This is a genomic window from Vibrio brasiliensis LMG 20546, from assembly GCF_000189255.1.
Classification (GTDB): domain Bacteria; phylum Pseudomonadota; class Gammaproteobacteria; order Enterobacterales; family Vibrionaceae; genus Vibrio; species Vibrio brasiliensis.
The window spans coordinates 184,145-204,401 of the sequence record NZ_AEVS01000008.1 but is presented as its reverse complement, the minus strand read 5'-3'; the positions used below and the strand labels follow the sequence as shown (position 1 = coordinate 204,401).

General features: G+C 46.5%; 18 protein-coding genes. 7 read left to right on the top strand and 11 right to left on the bottom strand.

Features of this window, described 5'->3' with window-relative positions; translation table 11 throughout:
- Positions 1–1,421, bottom strand: a 1,421-nt coding sequence (locus RH46_RS01925) for an Ig-like domain-containing protein (protein ID WP_006877714.1), incomplete at its 3' end; no start/stop codon positions are given.
- A gap of 419 nt (positions 1,422–1,840) precedes the next feature.
- Between RH46_RS01925 and RH46_RS01920 the strand changes: the two genes are divergently transcribed.
- The 3 genes from RH46_RS01920 (at position 1,841) to RH46_RS01910 (ending at position 4,213) form a co-directional block, all read left to right on the top strand.
- The gene (locus RH46_RS01920; RefSeq protein WP_006877713.1) at positions 1,841–3,145 is read left to right on the top strand and encodes a TolC family outer membrane protein; all 1,305 of its coding nucleotides are present in this window, start codon (positions 1,841–1,843) and stop codon (positions 3,143–3,145) included.
- Between the two features lies 1 nt (position 3,146).
- Positions 3,147–3,758, top strand: a complete 612-nt coding sequence (locus RH46_RS01915; RefSeq protein WP_006877712.1) for an OmpA family protein — start codon at positions 3,147–3,149, stop codon at positions 3,756–3,758.
- Positions 3,759–3,859: 101 nt separating this feature from the next.
- On the top strand, positions 3,860–4,213 hold the full coding sequence (locus tag RH46_RS01910; RefSeq protein WP_006877711.1) for a DUF2750 domain-containing protein: 354 nt from the start codon (positions 3,860–3,862) through the stop codon (positions 4,211–4,213).
- 48 nt (positions 4,214–4,261) lie between these two features.
- Here the strand turns inward: RH46_RS01910 and queC are convergent, their stop codons facing one another.
- On the bottom strand, positions 4,262–4,948 hold the full coding sequence (gene queC, locus RH46_RS01905) for a 7-cyano-7-deazaguanine synthase QueC (RefSeq protein WP_006877710.1): 687 nt from the start codon (positions 4,946–4,948) through the stop codon (positions 4,262–4,264).
- A gap of 11 nt (positions 4,949–4,959) precedes the next feature.
- Positions 4,960–5,628, bottom strand: a complete 669-nt coding sequence (queE, locus tag RH46_RS01900) for a 7-carboxy-7-deazaguanine synthase QueE (protein WP_006877709.1) — start codon at positions 5,626–5,628, stop codon at positions 4,960–4,962.
- A 155-nt stretch (positions 5,629–5,783) separates the two neighbouring features.
- On the opposite strand from queE, the gene RH46_RS01890 reads away from it, so the two are divergent.
- On the top strand, positions 5,784–6,593 hold the full coding sequence (locus RH46_RS01890; protein WP_006877707.1) for a Cof-type HAD-IIB family hydrolase: 810 nt from the start codon (positions 5,784–5,786) through the stop codon (positions 6,591–6,593).
- A 22-nt stretch (positions 6,594–6,615) separates the two neighbouring features.
- On the opposite strand, the gene RH46_RS01885 is transcribed toward RH46_RS01890, so the two are convergent.
- The 8 genes from RH46_RS01885 to RH46_RS01850 all read right to left on the bottom strand — a co-directional run bounded on the left by RH46_RS01885 (position 6,616) and on the right by RH46_RS01850 (position 17,289).
- Positions 6,616–7,977, bottom strand: coding sequence for a bifunctional NUDIX hydrolase/phosphatase PAP2 family protein (locus tag RH46_RS01885; protein WP_241210039.1), 1,362 nt, complete (start codon positions 7,975–7,977; stop codon positions 6,616–6,618).
- Positions 7,978–8,055: 78 nt separating this feature from the next.
- A complete protein-coding gene (locus RH46_RS01880; RefSeq protein ID WP_006877705.1) occupies positions 8,056–8,538 on the bottom strand; it encodes a GNAT family N-acetyltransferase in 483 nt (160 codons plus the stop codon).
- Positions 8,539–8,646: 108 nt separating this feature from the next.
- Positions 8,647–10,524, bottom strand: coding sequence for a propionyl-CoA synthetase (locus tag RH46_RS01875; RefSeq protein WP_006877704.1), 1,878 nt, complete (start codon positions 10,522–10,524; stop codon positions 8,647–8,649).
- Between the two features lie 54 nt (positions 10,525–10,578).
- Positions 10,579–11,757: a 2-methylaconitate cis-trans isomerase PrpF gene (gene prpF, locus RH46_RS01870; RefSeq protein WP_006877703.1), complete on the bottom strand. Its 1,179-nt coding sequence runs from the start codon at positions 11,755–11,757 to the stop codon at positions 10,579–10,581.
- A 9-nt stretch (positions 11,758–11,766) separates the two neighbouring features.
- A complete protein-coding gene (gene acnD / locus RH46_RS01865) occupies positions 11,767–14,364 on the bottom strand; it encodes a Fe/S-dependent 2-methylisocitrate dehydratase AcnD (RefSeq protein WP_040894833.1) in 2,598 nt (865 codons plus the stop codon).
- Between the two features lie 67 nt (positions 14,365–14,431).
- On the bottom strand, positions 14,432–15,574 hold the full coding sequence (prpC, locus tag RH46_RS01860) for a bifunctional 2-methylcitrate synthase/citrate synthase (RefSeq protein WP_006877701.1): 1,143 nt from the start codon (positions 15,572–15,574) through the stop codon (positions 14,432–14,434).
- Between the two features lie 111 nt (positions 15,575–15,685).
- Positions 15,686–16,582 (bottom strand): methylisocitrate lyase, encoded by an 897-nt coding sequence (gene prpB, locus RH46_RS01855; RefSeq protein ID WP_006877700.1) that lies wholly within the window; start codon positions 16,580–16,582, stop codon positions 15,686–15,688.
- A gap of 11 nt (positions 16,583–16,593) precedes the next feature.
- A complete protein-coding gene (locus RH46_RS01850; protein ID WP_006877699.1) occupies positions 16,594–17,289 on the bottom strand; it encodes a GntR family transcriptional regulator in 696 nt (231 codons plus the stop codon).
- 271 nt (positions 17,290–17,560) lie between these two features.
- Here RH46_RS01850 and RH46_RS01845 point away from each other — a divergent pair, with 271 nt between their 5' ends.
- The 3 genes from RH46_RS01845 (at position 17,561) to RH46_RS22430 (ending at position 20,034) form a co-directional block, all read left to right on the top strand.
- Positions 17,561–18,358, top strand: coding sequence for a hypothetical protein (locus RH46_RS01845; protein WP_006877698.1), 798 nt, complete (start codon positions 17,561–17,563; stop codon positions 18,356–18,358).
- 445 nt (positions 18,359–18,803) lie between these two features.
- Positions 18,804–19,358 carry a hypothetical protein gene (locus RH46_RS22435; protein ID WP_006877697.1) on the top strand — a complete coding sequence of 185 codons (555 nt, stop codon included), beginning with the start codon at positions 18,804–18,806 and terminating at the stop codon, positions 19,356–19,358.
- Positions 19,306–20,034: a hypothetical protein gene (locus tag RH46_RS22430; RefSeq protein ID WP_006877696.1), complete on the top strand. Its 729-nt coding sequence runs from the start codon at positions 19,306–19,308 to the stop codon at positions 20,032–20,034. Before RH46_RS22435 ends, RH46_RS22430 begins: the two co-directional genes overlap by 53 nt.
- Positions 20,035–20,257: the final 223 nt, after the last annotated feature.

The window sequence follows — 20,257 nt, the reverse complement described above, 5'->3', positions numbered from 1 at the left end:
GGATTTTGGTCGTCGTCGGTGGTTTGAACTTCAACTTTGAAACCTTCATTTCCTGCTGGCAGGTTGAACGTAAAGTCACCGTTGCTGTCAACCGTGACGTCTTGAGATTTTTCGACACCATTTTCGGTGTATGTCACGGTAACTGTCGTTGCCGTGTAATCAGACGCAGCTTCCGCTGTACCGTCAGCCAGGCTTAGCGTAATTGGAGTATCAAGTTCACTTAAATTGCTCAGCGTCACATCGAATGACGCTAATTCACCTTCTTCAACCGCACCGCCTGTGATTTCTGTGATGACTGGGCGATCATCATCGCCACCATTTTCGCCGCTATCTTGAATGACAGTTGTTACTTCCCCCGAACCAATCGTTCCGCTTGCTGCCTCAATTGAGATAACGTAGTTTTCATCACCTTCATGTACTTCATCTTGAGAAGTTTTAACCGTAATATTTAACTCTGTTTCGCCAGCAGGGATGACAACAGTGCCATCTTCAGCCACGTCTAGTACTTCGCCATTTGAAAGTGTTACTACTACAGATTCAAGGTCATCAGCTTCAGCACTACCTAGAGTCAAACCTAGTTTAACGCTCGTTTCTTGTGTAGAAGGCTTGTCAAAGTTAACGGTATAGCTAGCTGCATCGCCTTCGCTAACTACATCGTTGCCTACAATTGAAATCTCAGGAATTGGCGTTACAGTCACATTAACCACTAATGTGTCAGTACCACCGTTACCGTCGTCGACCGTCACGGTAAAACTATCGTTACCATCAAAGTTCTCATCCGGAGTATATGTCCAAGTGCCGTCTGGGTTTACGACAGCAGTACCATTCGAAGGTGTAGAAGATTGGGAAAAGGTCAGGATATCTTGGGCATTTTGGTCTGTAGCGGTAAGAGTGCCGCTGATTGGAGTATCTTCGTCTGTAATAACAGCCAGGCTGTCGCCTAGTGGGTCGTTGTTAAGATCAACAAAGACAGGATCATATAAGCGGAACTCTTCTAGTAGAGTCAAGCTTTGAGTTTCTGACAAACCTAGTGATTCGAAACCTGATGTATCAAAATTTGTCGACGCAATAGTCTCGGTACCGTCACGCTCAACAGATGTCGAAGCTGTTAGGCTCGATCCACTTTGACCACCAGCGGCAGTCGCAAAGTCTTCACCCAATTCAGTCGGGTCCTGGCCTTCTTCTAACGCAGCGAAGATATCTTCAATTTCCGCTGAGATATCTTGGTTTTGACCATCATCTCCAACAAGCTGCACTTGTAGTTGCTGATCTTCAGCAAACTCAGGATTGCCCTGAACAATCACCTCGCCCGGATTTGGTAGTTCTCCTTCTGCCAAAACTCGAACATTACCATTAACATCAATAACGATGACCTGGTTCGCTGCTAAATTGCCTACTGCTACGTAAGTACCAAAACCCATATATAAAGCCCTTTATCCTTGACTAAATTCTTTCTTATGCCATTGCCGACAAAAATTTGGCAATGTTAAAAATTCATGCAACTTATAAATTAACATCTTTAACCATCAGTCTAAACCCATTTTTTGTACAAAAAGCCCAACAAACACGACACAAGTTGCAATTCTCAACAATGAGACCCTGAATTAAGATCACATTTTTCAGGCATATCTACCCGAATGACGTTCCATTGAACAATATGCATCTGTTTTTTTAATCACAGTCGAAAATTAACAACTTTGAAACATATAAATCATGTTTTTAATTAGTTTTCTGGCACTAACAGTGTTATTTTATTGGCGCTATCGATGGATAAATCTCACATTCGAGACAACAAAGTTGAGTATTATCCTCAATTACGAGCACTTCGAGGAGAGTCAGAGTGAATTGGAATAAGTTGAAAGTACTAAGTTGCGCGGTTGCACTTAGCTTTCCAGCACACAGTCAAACGTTAGAACAAGCAGTTGCACACACCATTACTACCAACCCTGAGATTAAAGCTTCTTATAATGAGTTCATGAGTAAGTTTTACGACTCAGAAGCATCAACAGGTGCTTACATGCCTAAGTTGGACTTAGACGCAGGTATTGGTTATGAAGCCGTAGATTTAGCATCAGGGACCGAAAACGAACTAACCCGTAAAGAAGCGACACTAACGCTTACTCAGTTATTATGGGATGGTTCTGCAACACTAAACGACATGGATAGAACGGCTGCAGACGCTGAGTCGGTTCGATTCCAATTACTTTCTGACGCACAAGATATCGCTCTTGAAGTGACAAAGATTTATCTCGATGCAACCAAAGCCTATGAAGTATTAGCGCTTTCTGAAAGCAATCTGGCGGTACACAAAGAAATCTACCGCGACATCAGCAAACGTGTTGATTCAGGTATCGGGTCTACCGCTGACCTTTCTCAGGTAGAAGCACGTCTGGCAAAAGCACACGGCAACCTGCTTGCTGCGCAAAACAATCTATTTGATGTTCATACCCAGTTTAAGCGTATTGTAGGTCAATCTCCGCAAGGTCTTATCTTCCCGCGTGCGGATCAAACAGCCATTCCTTACACAGTTGATGAGGCATTAGAGACCGCATTTAACGCGCACCCTGTGATTAAGATTGCACAAGCGGATGTGGATTCTGCTCGTTTCCAATACGATCAGACAAAAGGGGTTAACTACCCTACGCTGTCAATCGAAGCGAACCAGACTTGGCGTGATGACGCCGGCGGTATCGAAGGTGGCAGCGACGAGTTCTCTGCAATGCTGCGTATGCGTTACAACCTGTACAACGGTGGCTCAGATGCAGATCGTTCAGAAAGTGCAGCTTACCAGCTAAACAAAGCTAAAGACTTCCGTGACCGTACCTTCCGTAGTGTTGAAGAAGGCCTGCGTCTTTCTTGGAGCGCGCTTGACCTGACGGTTCAACAAAAAGAGTTCCTGGCAGACCACGTAGACTCGGCATCTGACACCGTTATCGCTTATGAGAAGCAATACAAACTGGGTAAACGTACCCTACTTGACTTGCTTAACACCGAGAACGAACTGTTTGAAGCGCGTAAAGGTTACCTGGACGCTAAATATGACGAGCAGTACGCGAAGTACCGTGTAATGAATGCGACGGGTAACTTAATGGCTGCGCTACGTGTGGATACCCCTGAAGAGTGGAATAAGAAGGTAGAATACTAAGATGAACAAAACATTACTATCAGCGCTTATTACTGCAACTGTGTTCGCAGCACCACTCAAAGCGGAAGATACATACGAGTACATCGAGACTCCGACTCCAAACCAAATCGATGATTTGCTTGATGAAGATAAAGATGGCGTCATTAACGCGCGCGACCTTTGTCCACAAACTCCAGCTAAAGCTGACATCGACAACGATGGCTGTGGTACTTACATCAAGACTCAAGAAGAGATGAGCCTGCACATTTTGTTTGCGAATGACTCTTCTGAAATCCAGCCAGCGTTCCTGGCACAAATTCGCGAGATGTCTGAGTTCCTCGAAGCGTACCCATCTACTTCTATCGAGCTACGTGGCTACGCGAGTAAAGTAGGTAAACCAGATTACAACATGGCGCTTTCTGAACGTCGTGCCCAATCTGTAGAAGACGCTCTGCTAGATAACGGCGTGGCTTCTGATCGTGTGCGTATTGTTGGTTTCGGTGATACAGAGCTCGAAGCGTTTGGCGACGACGAAATCAGTCATGCTAAGAACCGTAAGGTTGTAGCAACCGTAGTCGGTCACAAAGGTAACGTAAAAGAAGAGTGGTCAATCTTCACTAAGATTGAAAAATAACCGCATATTCTAGAATAAAGGGAGCTTTGGCTCCCTTTTTTATTTGGCTTTTGCTAGATGAGTGTTACCCTAGCAGCGATTAAATCTATGAGATATTACCAATGAGCAAATTAACTTCTGATATTCAAGCAAACCTAGAACTGTTCGTTTCAGAAACTCAGCAATCTAAGCTGGTTTGGGGCATGCGTAATGAAGAAGGCTGGCTGTCTTGTGACTCTACTGAATTTGAAAACAGTGAAGTGATGCCATTCTGGTCAAGCAAAGAAGATGCGCAAGCGCACAACGTTGAAGAGTGGGCTGACTTCGAAGTACTTGAAATCCCTCTGGATATCTTCGTTGAAGATTGGCTGCTAACTCTTGCTGAAGATGGTGTTTTGGTTGGTACTAACTGGAATGCTCAACTCGAAGGCAAAGAGATGGAACCATCAGACCTGGCTAAAATGTACCTGGCTTAATGATTTAAAAAAAGCGTCCCGATGGACGCTTTTTAATATCTCTTTTAGCTATGACTGCTTAGCAACTAGTTCTGCCATCACAGCTTCACGATTGTCTAAATAATCGTTCAAACCAACTTTTCTAAGCTCACAGGATGGGCAGTCACCACATCCGTCACCAATCACGCCATTGTAACAGGTTAAGGTTTTCTCACGCACAAGCTGTAGTGCATCGTATTGATCTGCCAGCGCCCATGTTTCAGCCTTGTTGAGCCACATTAATGGAGTAGCGATCTCTAGTTGATAGTCCATGCCCTGCTCTAGTGCGCTATTCATCGCTTTGACGAAGTCATTACGACAATCAGGGTAACCAGAGAAGTCTGTTTCACACACACCAGTAATCACTGTTTTAGCACCAATCTGGTAAGCGTAAATGCCAGCAAGTGTAAGGAAAAGAATGTTACGCCCAGGGACGAATGAGTTTGGCAGACCATTTTCTTGTAGGTCGTGAGATACCGGAATATCGTCACGAGTCAACGAGCTGATCGCCAGTTCGTTAAGCAGACTAACGTCCATCACTTTGTGAGCTTTAACACCTAGCTCTTTCGCCAGACTCTGCGCTACTTCAATTTCCAGCTTATGGCGCTGACCATAATCAAAAGTGATCGCGTGTACTTCATCATACTGTTTAAGGGCCTGGACAAGACAAGTAGTAGAGTCCTGACCACCACTGAATACGACAACGGCTTTGTTCATGTTAATTTCCTTTAAGCAATACTGAGGTACTTGTGAGTCTGAATAGACAGGCGCCAGTTGCGTTCTACACAAGTGTCGATACACAATTGAGTCGCGCGAGGCTTTTGACTGATAGGCTGCAGAGCAATGGTCGTTGACTGAGGTACTTGAGCACGCGTTAGTAACTCATCAAGCTGATCGATATCTTTTTGAGTTGCTACCGGATGTTTGATCTCATTCGCTCTGAGCAATGCAGAATCAATCACAGGTAACTTACCTTTCATTGCTACTTTTGGTGACACTGTCACCCACGTATTTTCACTCGCGTCGACTTGATAGGTGCCGCTGGTTTCAATCTGACACTGACAACCAATAGCTTCAAATGCTGCCGTTAAAGGACGCAGGTCATAAATACACGGTTCGCCGCCGGTAATCACAATATGACGGGCAGTATAACCCTGTTTTTGATATTCATTAACGATGTCTTGCGCAGAAACACTACACCATGCCGGAGAGTCTTCTTTCTTCGCCAGTATTTCATCAAGTGAGCATTCATCTTGCGGAGTCGCATCCCAGGTTTGCTTCGTATCACACCAAGCACAGCCAACCGGACACTCTTGCAATCTTACAAATACTGAAGGAACGCCGGTAAAGACGCCCTCACCCTGAATGGTTTGGAACATTTCGTTAATTTTGTACAACTTGATCTCAGCCTATCTCATCATCAAAAAACTGCAGGAACGAGACCTTAAAGGACTCCTAGTTGAAGGTCAACTAATTCATAAATTGATCAATTTAATCTCTGCCTTTATGCTGGGCGTTTTTGCAGTTTTTAAGTTCTGTTTTAAGGTAAGTTATGTATAAATTGATTGCTCTCGACATGGATGGCACTTTGCTCACCAGCGATAAGACCATTAGCGAGAGAACAAAACGCGCGATTGCTAGTGCGCGTGAGCAAGGTGTTAAGGTTGTACTGGCATCAGGCCGCCCTATCGACGGTATGCAAGACAAGTTAAACGAGCTTGGCATCGATGGTGATAACGAGTTTGTGGTTTACTTCAATGGTTCGATGGTCAAAGAACTTGGCACCAATAAGGTCATTCATAGTGCTATTATCGATGGAAAACGCGCTAAGCAGGTTGCTGAGCTTGCTCAACAGCTAGGCGCCGATTGCCATGCTTTCAGCACTGAACTTGGTCTTATCACCCCTCGCCTGAACGAATACACTGATATTGAGTCAACCATTAACGGCGTACCAGTGACCGAAATGGACTTTGCTCAGCTGGACGACGACCATCCGATCATCAAAGCAATGATAGTCGCGGCACCTGAACAGCTCAACGAAGTGATTAAGCAGATCCCTCAGTCGTTTCGCGAGACATTTACCATCGTACAGAGCGCGCCATTCTTCCTTGAGTTCCTAAGCCTCGACAGCAACAAGGGTGTCGGTGTCAAAGCAATTGCCGACTATTTAGACATCACCGCCGAGAATGTGATTTGTATGGGTGACGCTGAAAACGATCATCACATGCTTGAGTATGCAGGGTTAGGCGTAGCGATGGAAAACGCTATGGAGCAAACCAAAGCCATCGCAGATTATATTACAGCAAGTAATAACGACGACGGCGTGGCGAAAGTCATTGAAGAGTTTGTGTTAAACAAGTAATTCAAAATCCACAAAGGCAGCGTTATGCTGCCTTTGCTTTTGTTCGGATAAACAGTGTAAACACGATAAGAAGTAACGGATAACGAAGCGTTTCAACAATCAGCGAGTTCAAACCACTTGATGAAACAAACGTCGCGCCATAGCTAATCAATAAATAGGTCAGCACCATTGCCAGCATAGCAGCAACCGTATGCTTGCTATTGGCTTGATGTTGGTCTTGACTCTGAGTCGCAGCCAGTCCAAATACGGTAATGGTGATCGCCAGCCAGTAAGTGAAGACAGGTATTGGCCAGATTAAAGTAAGCACCGTACAAGCCAGTACCAACATGCCCCAGACCAATTTCGATGACAACAGTGCTAGCGCATCGACTTCAGTGCGGCTTTGTAAACGGATAAGGTGCCATGCGCACAAAGCTCCTAATAATGCTCCGCTAACACTATCAATAAAGAATGCGGAACCGCTATAGAACTTAGCCACTGCCATCCAGCCCACCAGCGCGAGAAAACTCATCGACCAGCGATTGATATAGAGCTTTTTAAGTGCGTCGAGCACTAACACACCAACACAAAGCCAAACTGCCATCGGCAAGCTCGGTAAGCTAAATCCGTAGCTCGGTGTCAGCTCCACTGCTGGCAAGTAGACGTGAGGTCTTGGTAAGGCGAAACCTTGCTGGGCGACCAGACTTAACAAAGAAGTGACTGTGACAGCAAAGAACGCTCGATAGCAGAATACTTTACCAAAACGCCAGTAGAGCAATGGAAACAAGCCTAGCAACAGCAAGGGCTCTGCAAGATAATTTCCAGTAAGCAGCACAAAGTCCAAACTGGCTTGAATCACTTCGGGCGTTTTCAGCAATAAATGTTGCAGTTGCACCATCCAGTTAAGTTCTAGCTGGTTAAAGAATGGCGCGGCTTCAACTAAATTTCCCACGTAAAGCGCACTTTGATCCGTTGCCATTGGTAAAGCCTCAATCAACCATTGCAACTGTCCTGGAAAGCGGTAAATACTGCCAGGAATCAGCGAAGGCTCGACCAACATCGCTGAAGCAATTTCTACCCCATAATGAGGTGCAAACCAGATTGGTAATTCATTGCCGTCCAGTACGTTGTTGAACTGAAACGCGACTATCTCAGAATCGGCAACACAATCGTAAAAAACGGCTTTATCATCCCGACCGAGTTCATTGCCAACCGTCACGACTAGCCCTGTTTCTTCCCAAGCTTCACGCTGGGCTGCAAGCTTAGGATCTTCCCCACTGGCAATAGTCCCGGCTGGTAAAGAGAGTTTCTTGGTAATGATTTCGTTGACCATTACCACCTTATCGCCAGATCGAATGACACATACTGCCCCTCTTAAATCTGAAGACTCGGTAGCTTCAGCCACTGCAGAATATGAAAACAAGACTGAGATTAAGCATGTGACCGTGCTAACTAGATTTGTATAAAAACTCATGACGTTGGCTTAGTGATTCCCGACTGACTTACGTAACCAATGGATATGATGTTCGAAACCGAACTGTTGATAGAACTCAAGCGCAGAAGCATTAAACTGCCATACTTCAACAAATATTTCTTGTACACCGTACTCAACGAACCGTTGCTCGATTTTATGACAAAGTTGCTTAGCTAATCCTTTGCTGCGAGCCTGTGGAACAATGTACAACTCATCGATGCTGCCCATCTGCACTGGTTTACTTACCGTAGAGATTAACTCGCAAAAGTGACCAGTGATGAAACCTATGATGGTCTCTTGTTCACACACAACAAAAACCAGACACTCGGGATCATCAAGATAATGAGCGATGCTCTTCTCTTGCTCTATCTCTTCCGCCGTTTTGAAGTACTTCGGGCACTGATTATGGTGCTCCAGATGAAGCTGAAACATCAACTCATTGAGCTGTTCAAGGTCGTTACCGCATGCAGAACGAATTGATACTGGGTGCATAAATATTTTTGCGTTACAAATAAAGTAATAGTGTGGCGGTTTGGTCAAAAATTTTCAACAAAAAAGCCCCTATCAATTAGGGGCTTGAAGTTAGTCAGCTTATTTCGACTAAGAATGGAGAGCTTTTTCAATCTCTTCCAGGCTGGTCGGGTCATCAATTGTTGATGGTACTGTGTACTGCTCGCCATCGGCTATCTGGCGAATGGTACGACGTAAAATTTTACCTGAGCGGGTCTTCGGCAGGCGCTCAACCACCAGCGCGTGCTTAAAGCAGGCTACGGCGCCGATTTCGTCACGAACCTTACCAACCAGTTCACCTTCGAGCTGAACATCATCGACCTTAACCCCATCCTTGAGTACTACTAAACCGAGTGGTAGCTGGCCTTTCAGATCATCGTGGACACCGACAACCGCACATTCGGCAATTGCAGGGTGGCCGCCAACGATCTCTTCCATTTCACCGGTTGATAGACGGTGCCCCGCAACGTTAATCACGTCATCAATACGTCCCATAATGAACAGGTAGCCCTCTTCATCGAGATAACCACCATCCCCCGATACGTAGTAACCCGGGAACTGGCTAAGATAGCCCGACTCGAAGCGGTCGTGATTACGCCATACGGTAGGCAGACAACTTGGTGGCAGTGGGCGCTTCAGAGCAACAAAGCCCTGTTGGTTAGCTTCAACTGGCTCACCAAGCTCATTAAGGATTTCAACCTGATAACCTGGTATTGGTTTAGTTGCAGAGCCCGCTTTCACTGGCATAAGCTCAATACCCGTCGGATTACCGGCAATTGCCCAACCGGTTTCTGTCTGCCACCAGTGGTCAATCACAGGCTTATCCGCTTTGCTTTCTACCCACTCCAGAGTTGGTGGGTCTAGTCGCTCACCCGCCATAAAGATAGTTCTCAGGCTTGAAAGGTCATACTGGTTAATAAAGTTGCCGTCCGGATCTTCTTTCTTAATCGCACGGAACGCCGTTGGCGCCGAGAACAGGACATCGACTTTATACTCTTCACACACTCGCCAGAAGGCGCCCGGATCTGGCGTACGAACAGGTTTGCCTTCAAACAGTACCGTTGTACAGCCGTGAATCAGTGGTGCATAGACAATGTATGAGTGACCAACCACCCAGCCGACATCCGATGCAGCCCAGAACACGCCATCCTGAGGAATGTTGTAGATAGAGGTCATTGAGTACTTCATCGCGACCGCATGACCACCATTATCACGCACAACCCCTTTAGGTTTACCCGTTGTACCAGATGTGTAGAGGATATAGAGCGGATCAGTCGCAAGTACTGGCACACACGCGTGTGGCAATGCAGACTGATACGCTTGCTGCCAGTCGATATCACGCTCGTGATCCAGTGATGCTTCACATTGTGGTCGTTGCAGTACCACCACTCGCTCTGGCTTCCAGCGACTATCCATAATCGCTTTATCGACTAATGGTTTGTATGGGATGACCTTGCTGACTTCGATGCCGCATGACGCTGTCATCACCACTTTTGGCTCAGCGTCTTCGAGACGAACCGCCAACTCGTTAGCAGCAAATCCACCAAAGACCACAGAGTGAATAGCCCCCAAACGGGCACACGCCAGCATCGCCATTGCCGCTTCAGGTATCATCGGCATGTAGATAACAACTCGATCGCCCTTCTCAACCCCTTGTTGCGATAGCATACCGGCGATCTTAGCGACCTGATCACGTAGCTCCAGATAGGTATAGCTACGCTTAGTTTCCGTTACCGGCGAATCATAAATCAGCGCGGTTTGTTCGCCACGACCTTGTTCACAGTGGTAATCCAGCGCTAGCCAGGAGGTATTGAGTAATCCATCTGGGAACCAACGTTCAATTCCGTTTTCGTCATTCGCCAACACAGTTTCAGGCGCTTTAAACCAATCGATGTTTTTCGCTTGTTGAGCCCAAAACTCTTGCGGTTGATTAAGTGCCCATTGATATTCTTTTTGATATGCAGACATATTGCTTCCTCCAGTATGTCCTGACATTGCTTGTTAATAGCTAGCTGCAGCTAACTACGCAAAGACATCGGAGGGTACATGCACAAATCCCTCCATTATAATACGAGCACTTCGGCTCATGACCGCTTTATCGACCAACCAACCCTGCTCACTCTGACTCGCTTTAGCGCCGACTTTAAGTGTTCCTGACGGATGACCAAAAGTGACCGACTCTCTTTCTCCGTCACCAGCTGCTCGATTGACGACTGTTCCCGGAACGCAGGCTGCTGATGCAATAGCGACCGCTGCAGTACCCATCATCGCGTGATGGAGCTTACCCATAGAGAGCGCACGTACTAGCAGATCCACTTGCTGTTCTTCGACCCGTTTACCACTAGAGGAAACGTAGCTTTTTGCCTCACTGACAAACGCTACTTTAGGCGTGTGCTGTCTCGACTTAGCCTCTTCAATCGATTCAATCAAGCCCATTTTCAACGCGCCGTAAGCACGTATGGTTTCGAATCGCTGCAACGCAGCTTCATCGTTGTTGATGTCCTGCTGCAATTCACTACCCGTGTAGCCCAAAGCGTGAGCGTCGATAAAGATAGTCGGGATGCCAGCATTAATCATGGTCGCTTCAAAGCTGCCAACCGACGGAACATTAAGTTCGTCTATCAGGTTACCTGTTGGAAACATACTCCCTGAGCTATCGCCAGGCTGCATAAAATCGACCTGTATTTCTGCCGCAGGGAATGCCACTCCATCGAGCTCGAAATCACCCAACTCCTGAACCTGACCGTCACAGATAGGCACATGAATCACGATAGTCTTGCCGATATTCGCCTGCCATACCCTGACAACCGCAATACCATTGTCAGGAATACGTGCCGGGTCGACCAGACCAGCATGAATAGCAAACGGGCCTACCGCAGCCGATAAGTTGCCACAGTTACCGCTCCAGTCGACGAAGGGTTTATCTATCGCCACCTGGCCAAACAGGTAATCAACATCGTGATCCGGTTTATCACTCTTGGAAACAATGACTGTTTTACTGGTACTGGACGTCGCTCCGCCCATACCGTCAATCTGTTTGGCGTAAGGATCCGGGCTACCAATCACTCGCACTAACAAGCGATCTCGCGCTTCACCTGCTGTTTGTGCCTGTGGCGGCAAATCGTGCAAGTTAAAGAACACCCCTTTACTGGTTCCACCACGCATATAGGTCGCGGGAACCTTGATCTGATTGAGTTTCATCATTGCCCCCTACTGAGCTAAGAAGTCTTGAGCAAAGCGCTGTAATACACCGCCAGCGTTATAAACATTGACTTCATCAGCCGTATCTAAACGACAGGTGACAGGCACATCGAACTTATCACCATTGGCACGGGTTACGACGAGCGCAAGGTCAGCTCCTGGCTTAATCTCTCCAATCACGTCATACAACTCACTGCCATCAAGTTCGAGAGTTTTACGATCTGTACCTGGTTTGAACTGCAGTGGTAAAACGCCCATGCCGACTAAGTTAGTACGGTGAATGCGTTCAAAGCCTTCAGCAACAATCGCTTCCACACCTGCCAGGCGAACCCCTTTCGCTGCCCAGTCACGTGATGAGCCCTGACCGTAATCTGCACCAGCAACAATAATCAGCGGCTGCTTACGGTTCATGTAGGTCTCGATCGCTTCCCACATGCGTGTCACGTTACCTTCTGGTTCAATACGAGCTAGCGAGCCCTGCACAACTTCACCATTCTCTTTAACCATTTCATTGAACAGTTTCGGGTTAGCAAATGTTGCTCGCTGCGCAGTTAGGTGGTCACCACGGTGTGTCGCGTAAGAGTTAAAATCCTCTTCCGGAACATCCATTGAAGCAAGGTATTCCCCCGCTGCACTGCTTGCGAGAATGGCATTCGATGGTGACAGGTGATCGGTAGTGATGTTGTCGCCAAGCACCGCCAGCGGACGCATTGCCGATAGAGTGCGCTCTCCGGCTAGCGCGCCCTCCCAGTATGGAGGGCGACGAATATAAGTGCTTTTCGCACGCCAGTCGTAAAGTGGATTACTGTTACGCTCGTCGTCATCAAGTTTGAACATCTGGATATAAACCTGATTAAACTGTTCAGGCTTAACGTGCTTACCAACGACTGCATCAATCTCTTCGTCCGTTGGCCATAGATCATTTAGGTAGACTGGATTTCCATTTTGGTCTGTACCCAGAGCGTCACGTTCAATGTCAAAACGCATGGTTCCCGCAAGTGCATAAGCAACAACTAATGGTGGTGAAGCCAGGAACGCCTGTTTAGCATACGGGTGGATTCGGCCATCAAAGTTGCGGTTACCCGATAGCACTGCCGTAGTGTAAACGTCGCGGTCGATGATCTCTTGTTGAATCTCTGGGTCGAGAGCACCACTCATACCGTTACAGGTCGTACATGCATAGGCAACAATGCCGAAACCCAGCTTCTCTAGTTCAGGTAACAGACCCGCGTCTTCAAGGTAAAGCTTGGCGACTTTAGAGCCCGGCGCAAATGATGATTTGACCCAGGGTTTGCGCACTAAGCCGAGTTGGTTGGCTTTCTTAGCCACCAATCCAGCCGCGACCACGTTGCGCGGGTTACTGGTGTTAGTACACGACGTAATCGCTGCAATGATCACGGCACCGTCTGGTAACTGACCATCTTCAACCTCTGGCTGCTCTGATGGTGACATCGCAATTCCACGCTGGGTTAATTCCGATGTTGGCAGTCTGCGATGTGGGTTCGACGGACCCGCCATGTTGCGAGTGACCTCAGACAGGTCAAACTCAAGCACTCGCTCATATTGCGCCGTTTCTAAATCATCAGCCCACAAGCCAGTCTGCTTAGCGTACTGTTCAACCAGAGCCACTTGTTCGTCATCACGGCCAGTTAACTTAAGGTAGTTAATGGTCTGCTCATCGATATAGAACATGCCCGCCGTTGCACCATACTCCGGCGTCATATTAGAGATAGTCGCTCGGTCACCGATAGTAAGATCTTTTGCCCCTTCGCCAAAGAACTCCAGATATGACGAGACAACTCGCTCATTACGCAAGAACTCTGTAATCGCTAATACAATATCGGTCGCGGTAATACCCGGCTGACGTTTACCAGTCAGTTTTACCCCAACGATATCCGGCAGGCGCATCATAGACGGGCGACCCAGCATGACAGTCTCAGCTTCCAGACCACCTACACCAATCGCGATGACTCCCAGAGCGTCCACGTGAGGAGTATGACTGTCAGTTCCGACACAGGTATCAGGATAAGCAATACCCTCTTTCGCCTGCACTACTGGCGACATTTTCTCGAGGTTGATTTGGTGCATAATGCCGTTACCCGCAGGGATCACGCTGACGTTTTCAAACGCAGTTTTACACCATTCGATAAAGTGAAAACGGTCTTCATTACGGCGTTCTTCAACCGCACGGTTTTTCTCGAAAGCGTCAGGGTCAAAACCCGCATGCTCGACGGCGAGTGAGTGGTCAACAATCAGCTGAGTTTCCACCACAGGGTTAACCTTGGCAGGATCACCACCCTGTTTCGCAATTGCGTCACGTAGACCAGCCAAATCGACCAGTGCCGTTTGACCAAGAATGTCATGACACACTACACGAGCCGGATACCAGGGAAAATCATGGTCACGCTTGCGTTGAACGATTTGTTGCAGGCTTTGAGTGAGCATATCTGGGTCACAACGACGGACCAATTGCTCGGCAAGAACACGTGAAGTGTAAGGCAGTTTTTCGTAAGCCCCTTCAGACAGGGCATTGACAGCTTCTCGGGCATCAAAATAGTCAAGATGAGTTCCCGGAAGCGATTTGCGGTATTGAGTATTAACAGTCATAGCAGCTTCCATTCAGGTAAATCGTTATTATTGGCTCCCCCGCTATCGAGGGAGCACTGATGAGGGGTTACCTGTTTTCGATTGGTACCCAATCCTGATGATCCGGACCTGTGTAATCAGCACTTGGACGAATGATGCGGTTATTGGCGCGCTGCTCATATACGTGTGCAGCCCACCCCGTCAGACGACTCATTACAAAGATTGGCGTAAATAGTTTGGTCGGAATATCCATGAAGTGGTATGCCGATGCATGGAAGAAATCCGCGTTACAGAACAGACCTTTTTCGCGTTTCATTACCGACTCAACACGCTCAGATACTGCGTACAAATGAGTATCCCCCACTGCGTTCGATAACTCTTCTGACCAGCGCTTGATCAAGGCGTTGCGAGGGTCACTCTCACGGTAGATGGCGTGGCCAAAGCCCATGATTTTATCTTTGTTAGCCAACATTTGCATAATGTTAGCTTCCGCTTCTTCTGGCGTTTGCCAGTTCTCAATCATCTCCATCGCTGCTTCATTTGCACCGCCATGCAAAGGACCACGTAGCGTGCCGATTGCGGCAGTAATACATGAGTGAAGATCCGACAGAGTTGAAGCACAAACGCGTGCAGCAAACGTCGAAGCATTAAACTCATGCTCTGCATAAAGAATCAGGGAACAGTGCATCACTTTTTTGTGCATGTCAGTCGGTGCTTTGTCGGTTAGCATCTTAAGGAAGTAACCGCCGATACAGGTTTCAGACTGATCCTCAGTATCGATACGCACACCGTCATGGCTAAAGCGGTACCAGTAACAGATGATGGCAGGGAACAGCGCTAACATACGCTCTGTAGCATCAACCTGCTGGTCGAAACTCATTTCTTGCTCCAGGTTACCCAATACAGAACAACCCGTACGCATTACATCCATTGGGTGAGCAGACGCCGGGATGAGCTCTAGTGCTTGCTTAAGTTCAGCTGGCAGACCACGTAAGCTAATAAGACGCGTTTTGTATTCATCCAGTTCAGCCTGCGTTGGTAAGTGACCACGTAACAGTAAGTGAGCAACTTCTTCAAACTGTGCATTATTTGCCAGGTCGGTAATATCGTAACCGCGATACGTTAGACCTGTTCCCGTTTTGCCGACAGTGCATAAAGCAGTGCTACCTGCGCTTTGACCACGAAGGCCTGCGCCACCTAACTCTGCAGTTTTTTTCGATGATTGAGACATTTTGAACTCCTTTTCCGTCTGGTACTGCTCTCTTTAGCGGAGCGTTTTGATACCAGACGATTTCACGTTATTGGATTAATTCCGAATTCGTTTTCCTGGGCTTCCGTTTGACTATTTTCCTTCTGAAAACAGCTGATCCAGCTTGTCTTCGTAGTCGTGGTATTTCAGATGAGCATACAGCTCTTTACGAGTCTGCATTGACTCAGTTAGCGCTTCCTGATTTCCGACCTCTAACAGATGTTTGTAGACAGTTTCAGCCGCCTTGTTCATGGCTCGGAATGCACTCAGTGGGTACAGCACCATATCTACGCGCGACTTAGCCAGCTCTTCACAACCATATAGCGGTGTCTGACCAAACTCAGTAATGTTAGCCAGGATCGGTACGTGCTTACCTGTTGCCTGTTCGAGCGCTTGTGAGAACTGAACATATTGCTCTAACTTGTTCATTGCTTCCGGGAAGATCATATCTGCCCCCGCTTCAACACATGCAATCGCTCGCTCAATAGCACTGTCAATACCTTCAACAGCCAGAGCATCAGTACGTGCCATCACAACAAAGCTCTCGTCATTACGTGCATCAACGGCAGCTTTGACGCGATCAACCATCTCTTGTTGGCTAACAATCGCTTTATTCGGTCGGTGACCACAACGCTTCTGAGCGACCTGATCTTCCATATGTACGGCGCCCGCGCCTGCTTTTTCCATCGCTTTGATGGTACGGGCAATATTGAATGCGCCGCCAAAACCAGTGTCGATATCAACTAGTAAAGGTAAGTCACAGGCGTTAGTGATTCGCTCAACATCAACCAGTACATCATTTAACGTGGTAATACCTAGATCCGGTAAACCATAAGAGGCATTGGCAATGCCACCACCAGAAAGATAGATAGCCTGATGGCCGAGGTTCTTCGCCATCATGGCGCAATAAGGATTAATGGTTCCGACAATTTGAAGTGGGTTATTTTGCTCGACGGCAAGTCTGAACTTGGCCCCTTGAGATAAACTCATGACTGTTTCCTCTAGTCCCTTAGGATTTGTTGTTCAATCAGTGTGCGGCTTCCGGAAATGTGACGTCTCATTAGCATCTCTGCTAACTCTTCATCGCGATTACGGATCGCCTGTAAAATGTATTTATGCTCGTCTAACGCCTCTACCGGACGAGACTGAGCTCGTGGCGACTGATAACGATACATGCGCAATAAGTGATACAGCTCGTCACACAGCAAAGAGATAAGCTTGCTATTGCGACTGGCTAAAATAATTCGGTAGTGGAAATCGAAGTCGCCATGCTGATGAAAATAAGATGCACCTTCGACTTCATCGATATGATTTGAATGTGTCGACAACACAGCTTCAAGACCAGCCAACTCTTCGGCAGTGATATGTCGGGCTGCTAATCGAGCCGCCATACCTTCTAACGCTTCACGTACAGAATAGAGCTCAATCAGTTTTTCTGGAGAAAAGGTAATAACTCGTGCGCCGACATGGGGAATACGCTCAATTAACCCTAAACCTTCGAGACGCATAATCGCTTCGCGTAGTGGGCCTCGGCTAACTTGATAGTTCTTGGCCAGTTCAGGTTCAGATATCTTACTGCCAGGTGCAATTTCACCACTTACAATCGCTTCAACCAAAGACTCTGTCAGCGTCTCAGACTTAGTATTTTCTTTCTCGGCTACGCCTTCTTTACGACGAGATTTCAGTTCTAGGTTCATATCCGATTTACTCACGCTCAAGACAGCAAACTGTCTACAATTTGTTGTTACATTTTTAAAATAGACCATTATATTGTCGACAATCAAGTGGATTGTCGACAATTTAGACTAAGGTATAACGGTTTTATTAGTGCAGAACATTGGATAGAGACAAACAGAAAAAAACAGGATGTGACGTGGGGCGACATTATTGCAATGATATCAATGACTCACAGCCATTATGCGATTAGTATCCTAACTACATTCTTTAAAGCAGCAATGATAGAGGCTTATGCACAACGGCAAGGTTCACACTATTCTCACTGGACTGGCAACAGTTACTCTGGCTGGTTGTTCTATGTTCTCTCCAGCGGAGCGGGATCCCTATTACCCTCAGTTACGTGACACCACCTACTCTAGCGAAGACATTACTGTGATTGAGTCGGACAATGTTCTCAAAGCAGCAATCAAGCATAATGAGTTTGTGCTAGTCGAAGAGAAACAAACAGTTAATCAAGCAATTGAGCTCGTCTTTGCAGAAGCTATCGATAACCGCGCAGTCTCGGTAGAAGATTTACGCAGCGAGCAGTTTCACCGCGCTTTAGAAGAAGTGATCAAGCAGTTCACTTGTGAGCTTTACGCCAGTAAACAGCCAGCAGATTCTATTCAGCTATGCCCGCAACAAAACCAGATTGTCGACAATGCGCTTGATTACCTCCCTTTCGAACAGGGGCTACGTTTCGCTCATCGCATCAGCACGATTAAGCAGGATCATAACGATACACTTCAGCTAGAAATGTTTCTTAAAAGCACTCATGAACGTCCGTTGGAGTCACTGTGGGGCGCCGTTCATGAGTTAGGTAAATTCAAAGGTAGCCGACTTGCTCCAGAACAGTTGGTTCTGACCATAAACCTAAAGGCATACAAAAAATCGCCAAGTGACCACACATGGAAATATATGTACCCAGAGCCACTGGTATTTTTCGTGGTACTCCCTTCAGTTGAGCACCTGATTCAACGTCCTAATGAAATTGAAAGTATGGATTTTGCTTACCGTACAGCCAAACTACTGGTTGTGGATAGTAGATAGCACTTTAGGTTATTGAAGCAGCGTCACAAAAACGCCTCACGCCAGCCTAAACTCTATATTTTAGACAAATGGAGTAAACTCCCTAAGCTACTAGGTCTGATGCAGACAAAGCTGGCTACAAACTATTCAAAAACACCCCTATCCTAGCGGCAAATGTTGGACAATACACGCCCAGAAAAACCTTCAATCCCTTTAATTTCAATCAGATAGAAAAACCAAAACATAAGCACGCGAACAGAATCAAGCTGATCAAATGCACGATATTGCAGCCGCAGTCACTTTGTGTAATAAGTAATCAAACGGTAACAACAAACACTTAATTAGCTATATTTAGGTTAAATTTGGCTATTGGATTCAAATAAAAATGTATTATGCTTTTCTGATACATAAATTAAACCAATAGTTCTAATAAATTGGTTGTATTGCATTTAATTGCGAGGCTTGCATGCAGGTAAAAATTCTAAAACGTCTCATCAAAGACAAAATGTTTGGTAAAACCAAAAACACTGCACTCGATGTGCAGGTCGCACAGATGGCCGATGCACGAATGGGTGCCATGTACATGTTAGCGAGTACCGAGATATCTAAAGTATCCACTTTTTCCAACGCTCACTTTTTCGATAACTTTGTAATTGGTTCAGAACCTCTCAGTGATTTTAAAACTGCAGCCAATAGTCTGCTTGATAAGACAAACGCCATCAATAAACTGCAAAAAACCAAGGCGGGAAAAAAAGTCGTTGGTGCCGCTAAAGTCGTTGGTGATGCTGCTTCGGCTGTGATTACTAAAGTAAAACAGGCAATTTCAGACTTCTTCAGAATGTTGATGAACAAGGCTCGGAGTGTCTACGGTGAACTGCTATTCGGTGTTGAGTATGTTGCCGACATGACCACATGGTTAATTGGTGAGTTTGCTGGCAACTTCTCAAGCTTCATTCCAGGTTGGGGCTATGTTCAAAGCGCATCAGACATTTACTCTGGACGTAAAACAAGCCGTATGTAAGTCGAAGGACTTAGTCGGTCAGATTTACGCCGGACGCGGTGTCGAGTTATTGGGTGGTCACCCAAGCATTATCGCCAATGCGCTAGCTCGCCACTCAGCAACGGGTGCACTAGGTGGCATCAAAAATGCGGCAGTAGGTATTACAAAAATCGGTTTAGAAGCCGCTGGTGATGCGTTTGCTGGAGTTGGTACTCTGGTAAGTGTATTAACTGGTTTGTTTGAACGAATCGTTAAGTTAGTCGATTATGTCATTCAGCGCACTCTGGTTGGCAGAGTTCTGAAGCGAGCTAAGAAAGAGTGGGATAACCGTAACGCCAATGGTAGCCTGGTTCAAAACCACAAAATGTTCTCTGAATGGTTCCAGGGAGCGGTAATTACGACTCCGATTATCGCCGCACTGGTGATGGGTAGTGGCTTTGTCGCCCACCCCTATAAGTTTGCCCAGCTCTTGACCCCTAAACTTGAGGTCGTCTCCCAAGGCGAGTTTGATAAAGCCGTGGTCTATATCGATAAGCTCAAATCTTTGTCGAGTAAGTACGTTCAGGAATACACCGATAGCTATAGCGTCGACTTCACCAGTTCCGATGGCATCGTTACCGCGCGTCTTAACGAATTAAAGAATGGTAAAGGTATTCTGGATGGTCATGAGTTCGTTGTTAAAAAGACCTCTCCATAACAACCTGAAACAAAGCCAGAACGACTGTTCTGGCTTTTTGCTAACCGTAACAACTATGAAATCTCACCCAGTAGTGTTTACACACTCTTTTGCGTATCAGATAACTCAACTGTTACGTAACCGTTAAAATCTGGCAAATTTAATTTATTTAACAAAAATTTCCTGCTACGTTTTAATACATTATTGACACATACCACAACCCATTGTTTCGAAAAACAATTGT

Excerpts from the sequence above, each read along its gene's own strand:
- RH46_RS01915 (WP_006877712.1), top strand. The coding sequence starts at position 3,147 with ATGAACAAAACATTACTATCAGCGCTTATTACTGCAACTGTGTTCGCA.
- RH46_RS01910 (WP_006877711.1), top strand. The coding sequence starts at position 3,860 with ATGAGCAAATTAACTTCTGATATTCAAGCAAACCTAGAACTGTTCGTT.
- queC (WP_006877710.1), bottom strand. The coding sequence starts at position 4,948 with ATGAACAAAGCCGTTGTCGTATTCAGTGGTGGTCAGGACTCTACTACT.
- RH46_RS01890 (WP_006877707.1), top strand. The coding sequence starts at position 5,784 with ATGTATAAATTGATTGCTCTCGACATGGATGGCACTTTGCTCACCAGC.
- RH46_RS01880 (WP_006877705.1), bottom strand. The coding sequence starts at position 8,538 with ATGCACCCAGTATCAATTCGTTCTGCATGCGGTAACGACCTTGAACAG.
- RH46_RS01875 (WP_006877704.1), bottom strand. The coding sequence starts at position 10,524 with ATGTCTGCATATCAAAAAGAATATCAATGGGCACTTAATCAACCGCAA.
- prpF (WP_006877703.1), bottom strand. The coding sequence starts at position 11,757 with ATGAAACTCAATCAGATCAAGGTTCCCGCGACCTATATGCGTGGTGGA.
- acnD (WP_040894833.1), bottom strand. The coding sequence starts at position 14,364 with ATGACTGTTAATACTCAATACCGCAAATCGCTTCCGGGAACTCATCTT.
- prpC (WP_006877701.1), bottom strand. The coding sequence starts at position 15,574 with ATGTCTCAATCATCGAAAAAAACTGCAGAGTTAGGTGGCGCAGGCCTT.
- prpB (WP_006877700.1), bottom strand. The coding sequence starts at position 16,582 with ATGAGTTTATCTCAAGGGGCCAAGTTCAGACTTGCCGTCGAGCAAAAT.
- RH46_RS01850 (WP_006877699.1), bottom strand. The coding sequence starts at position 17,289 with ATGAACCTAGAACTGAAATCTCGTCGTAAAGAAGGCGTAGCCGAGAAA.
- RH46_RS01845 (WP_006877698.1), top strand. The coding sequence starts at position 17,561 with ATGCACAACGGCAAGGTTCACACTATTCTCACTGGACTGGCAACAGTT.
- RH46_RS22435 (WP_006877697.1), top strand. The coding sequence starts at position 18,804 with ATGCAGGTAAAAATTCTAAAACGTCTCATCAAAGACAAAATGTTTGGT.
- RH46_RS22430 (WP_006877696.1), top strand. The coding sequence starts at position 19,306 with ATGTTCAAAGCGCATCAGACATTTACTCTGGACGTAAAACAAGCCGTA.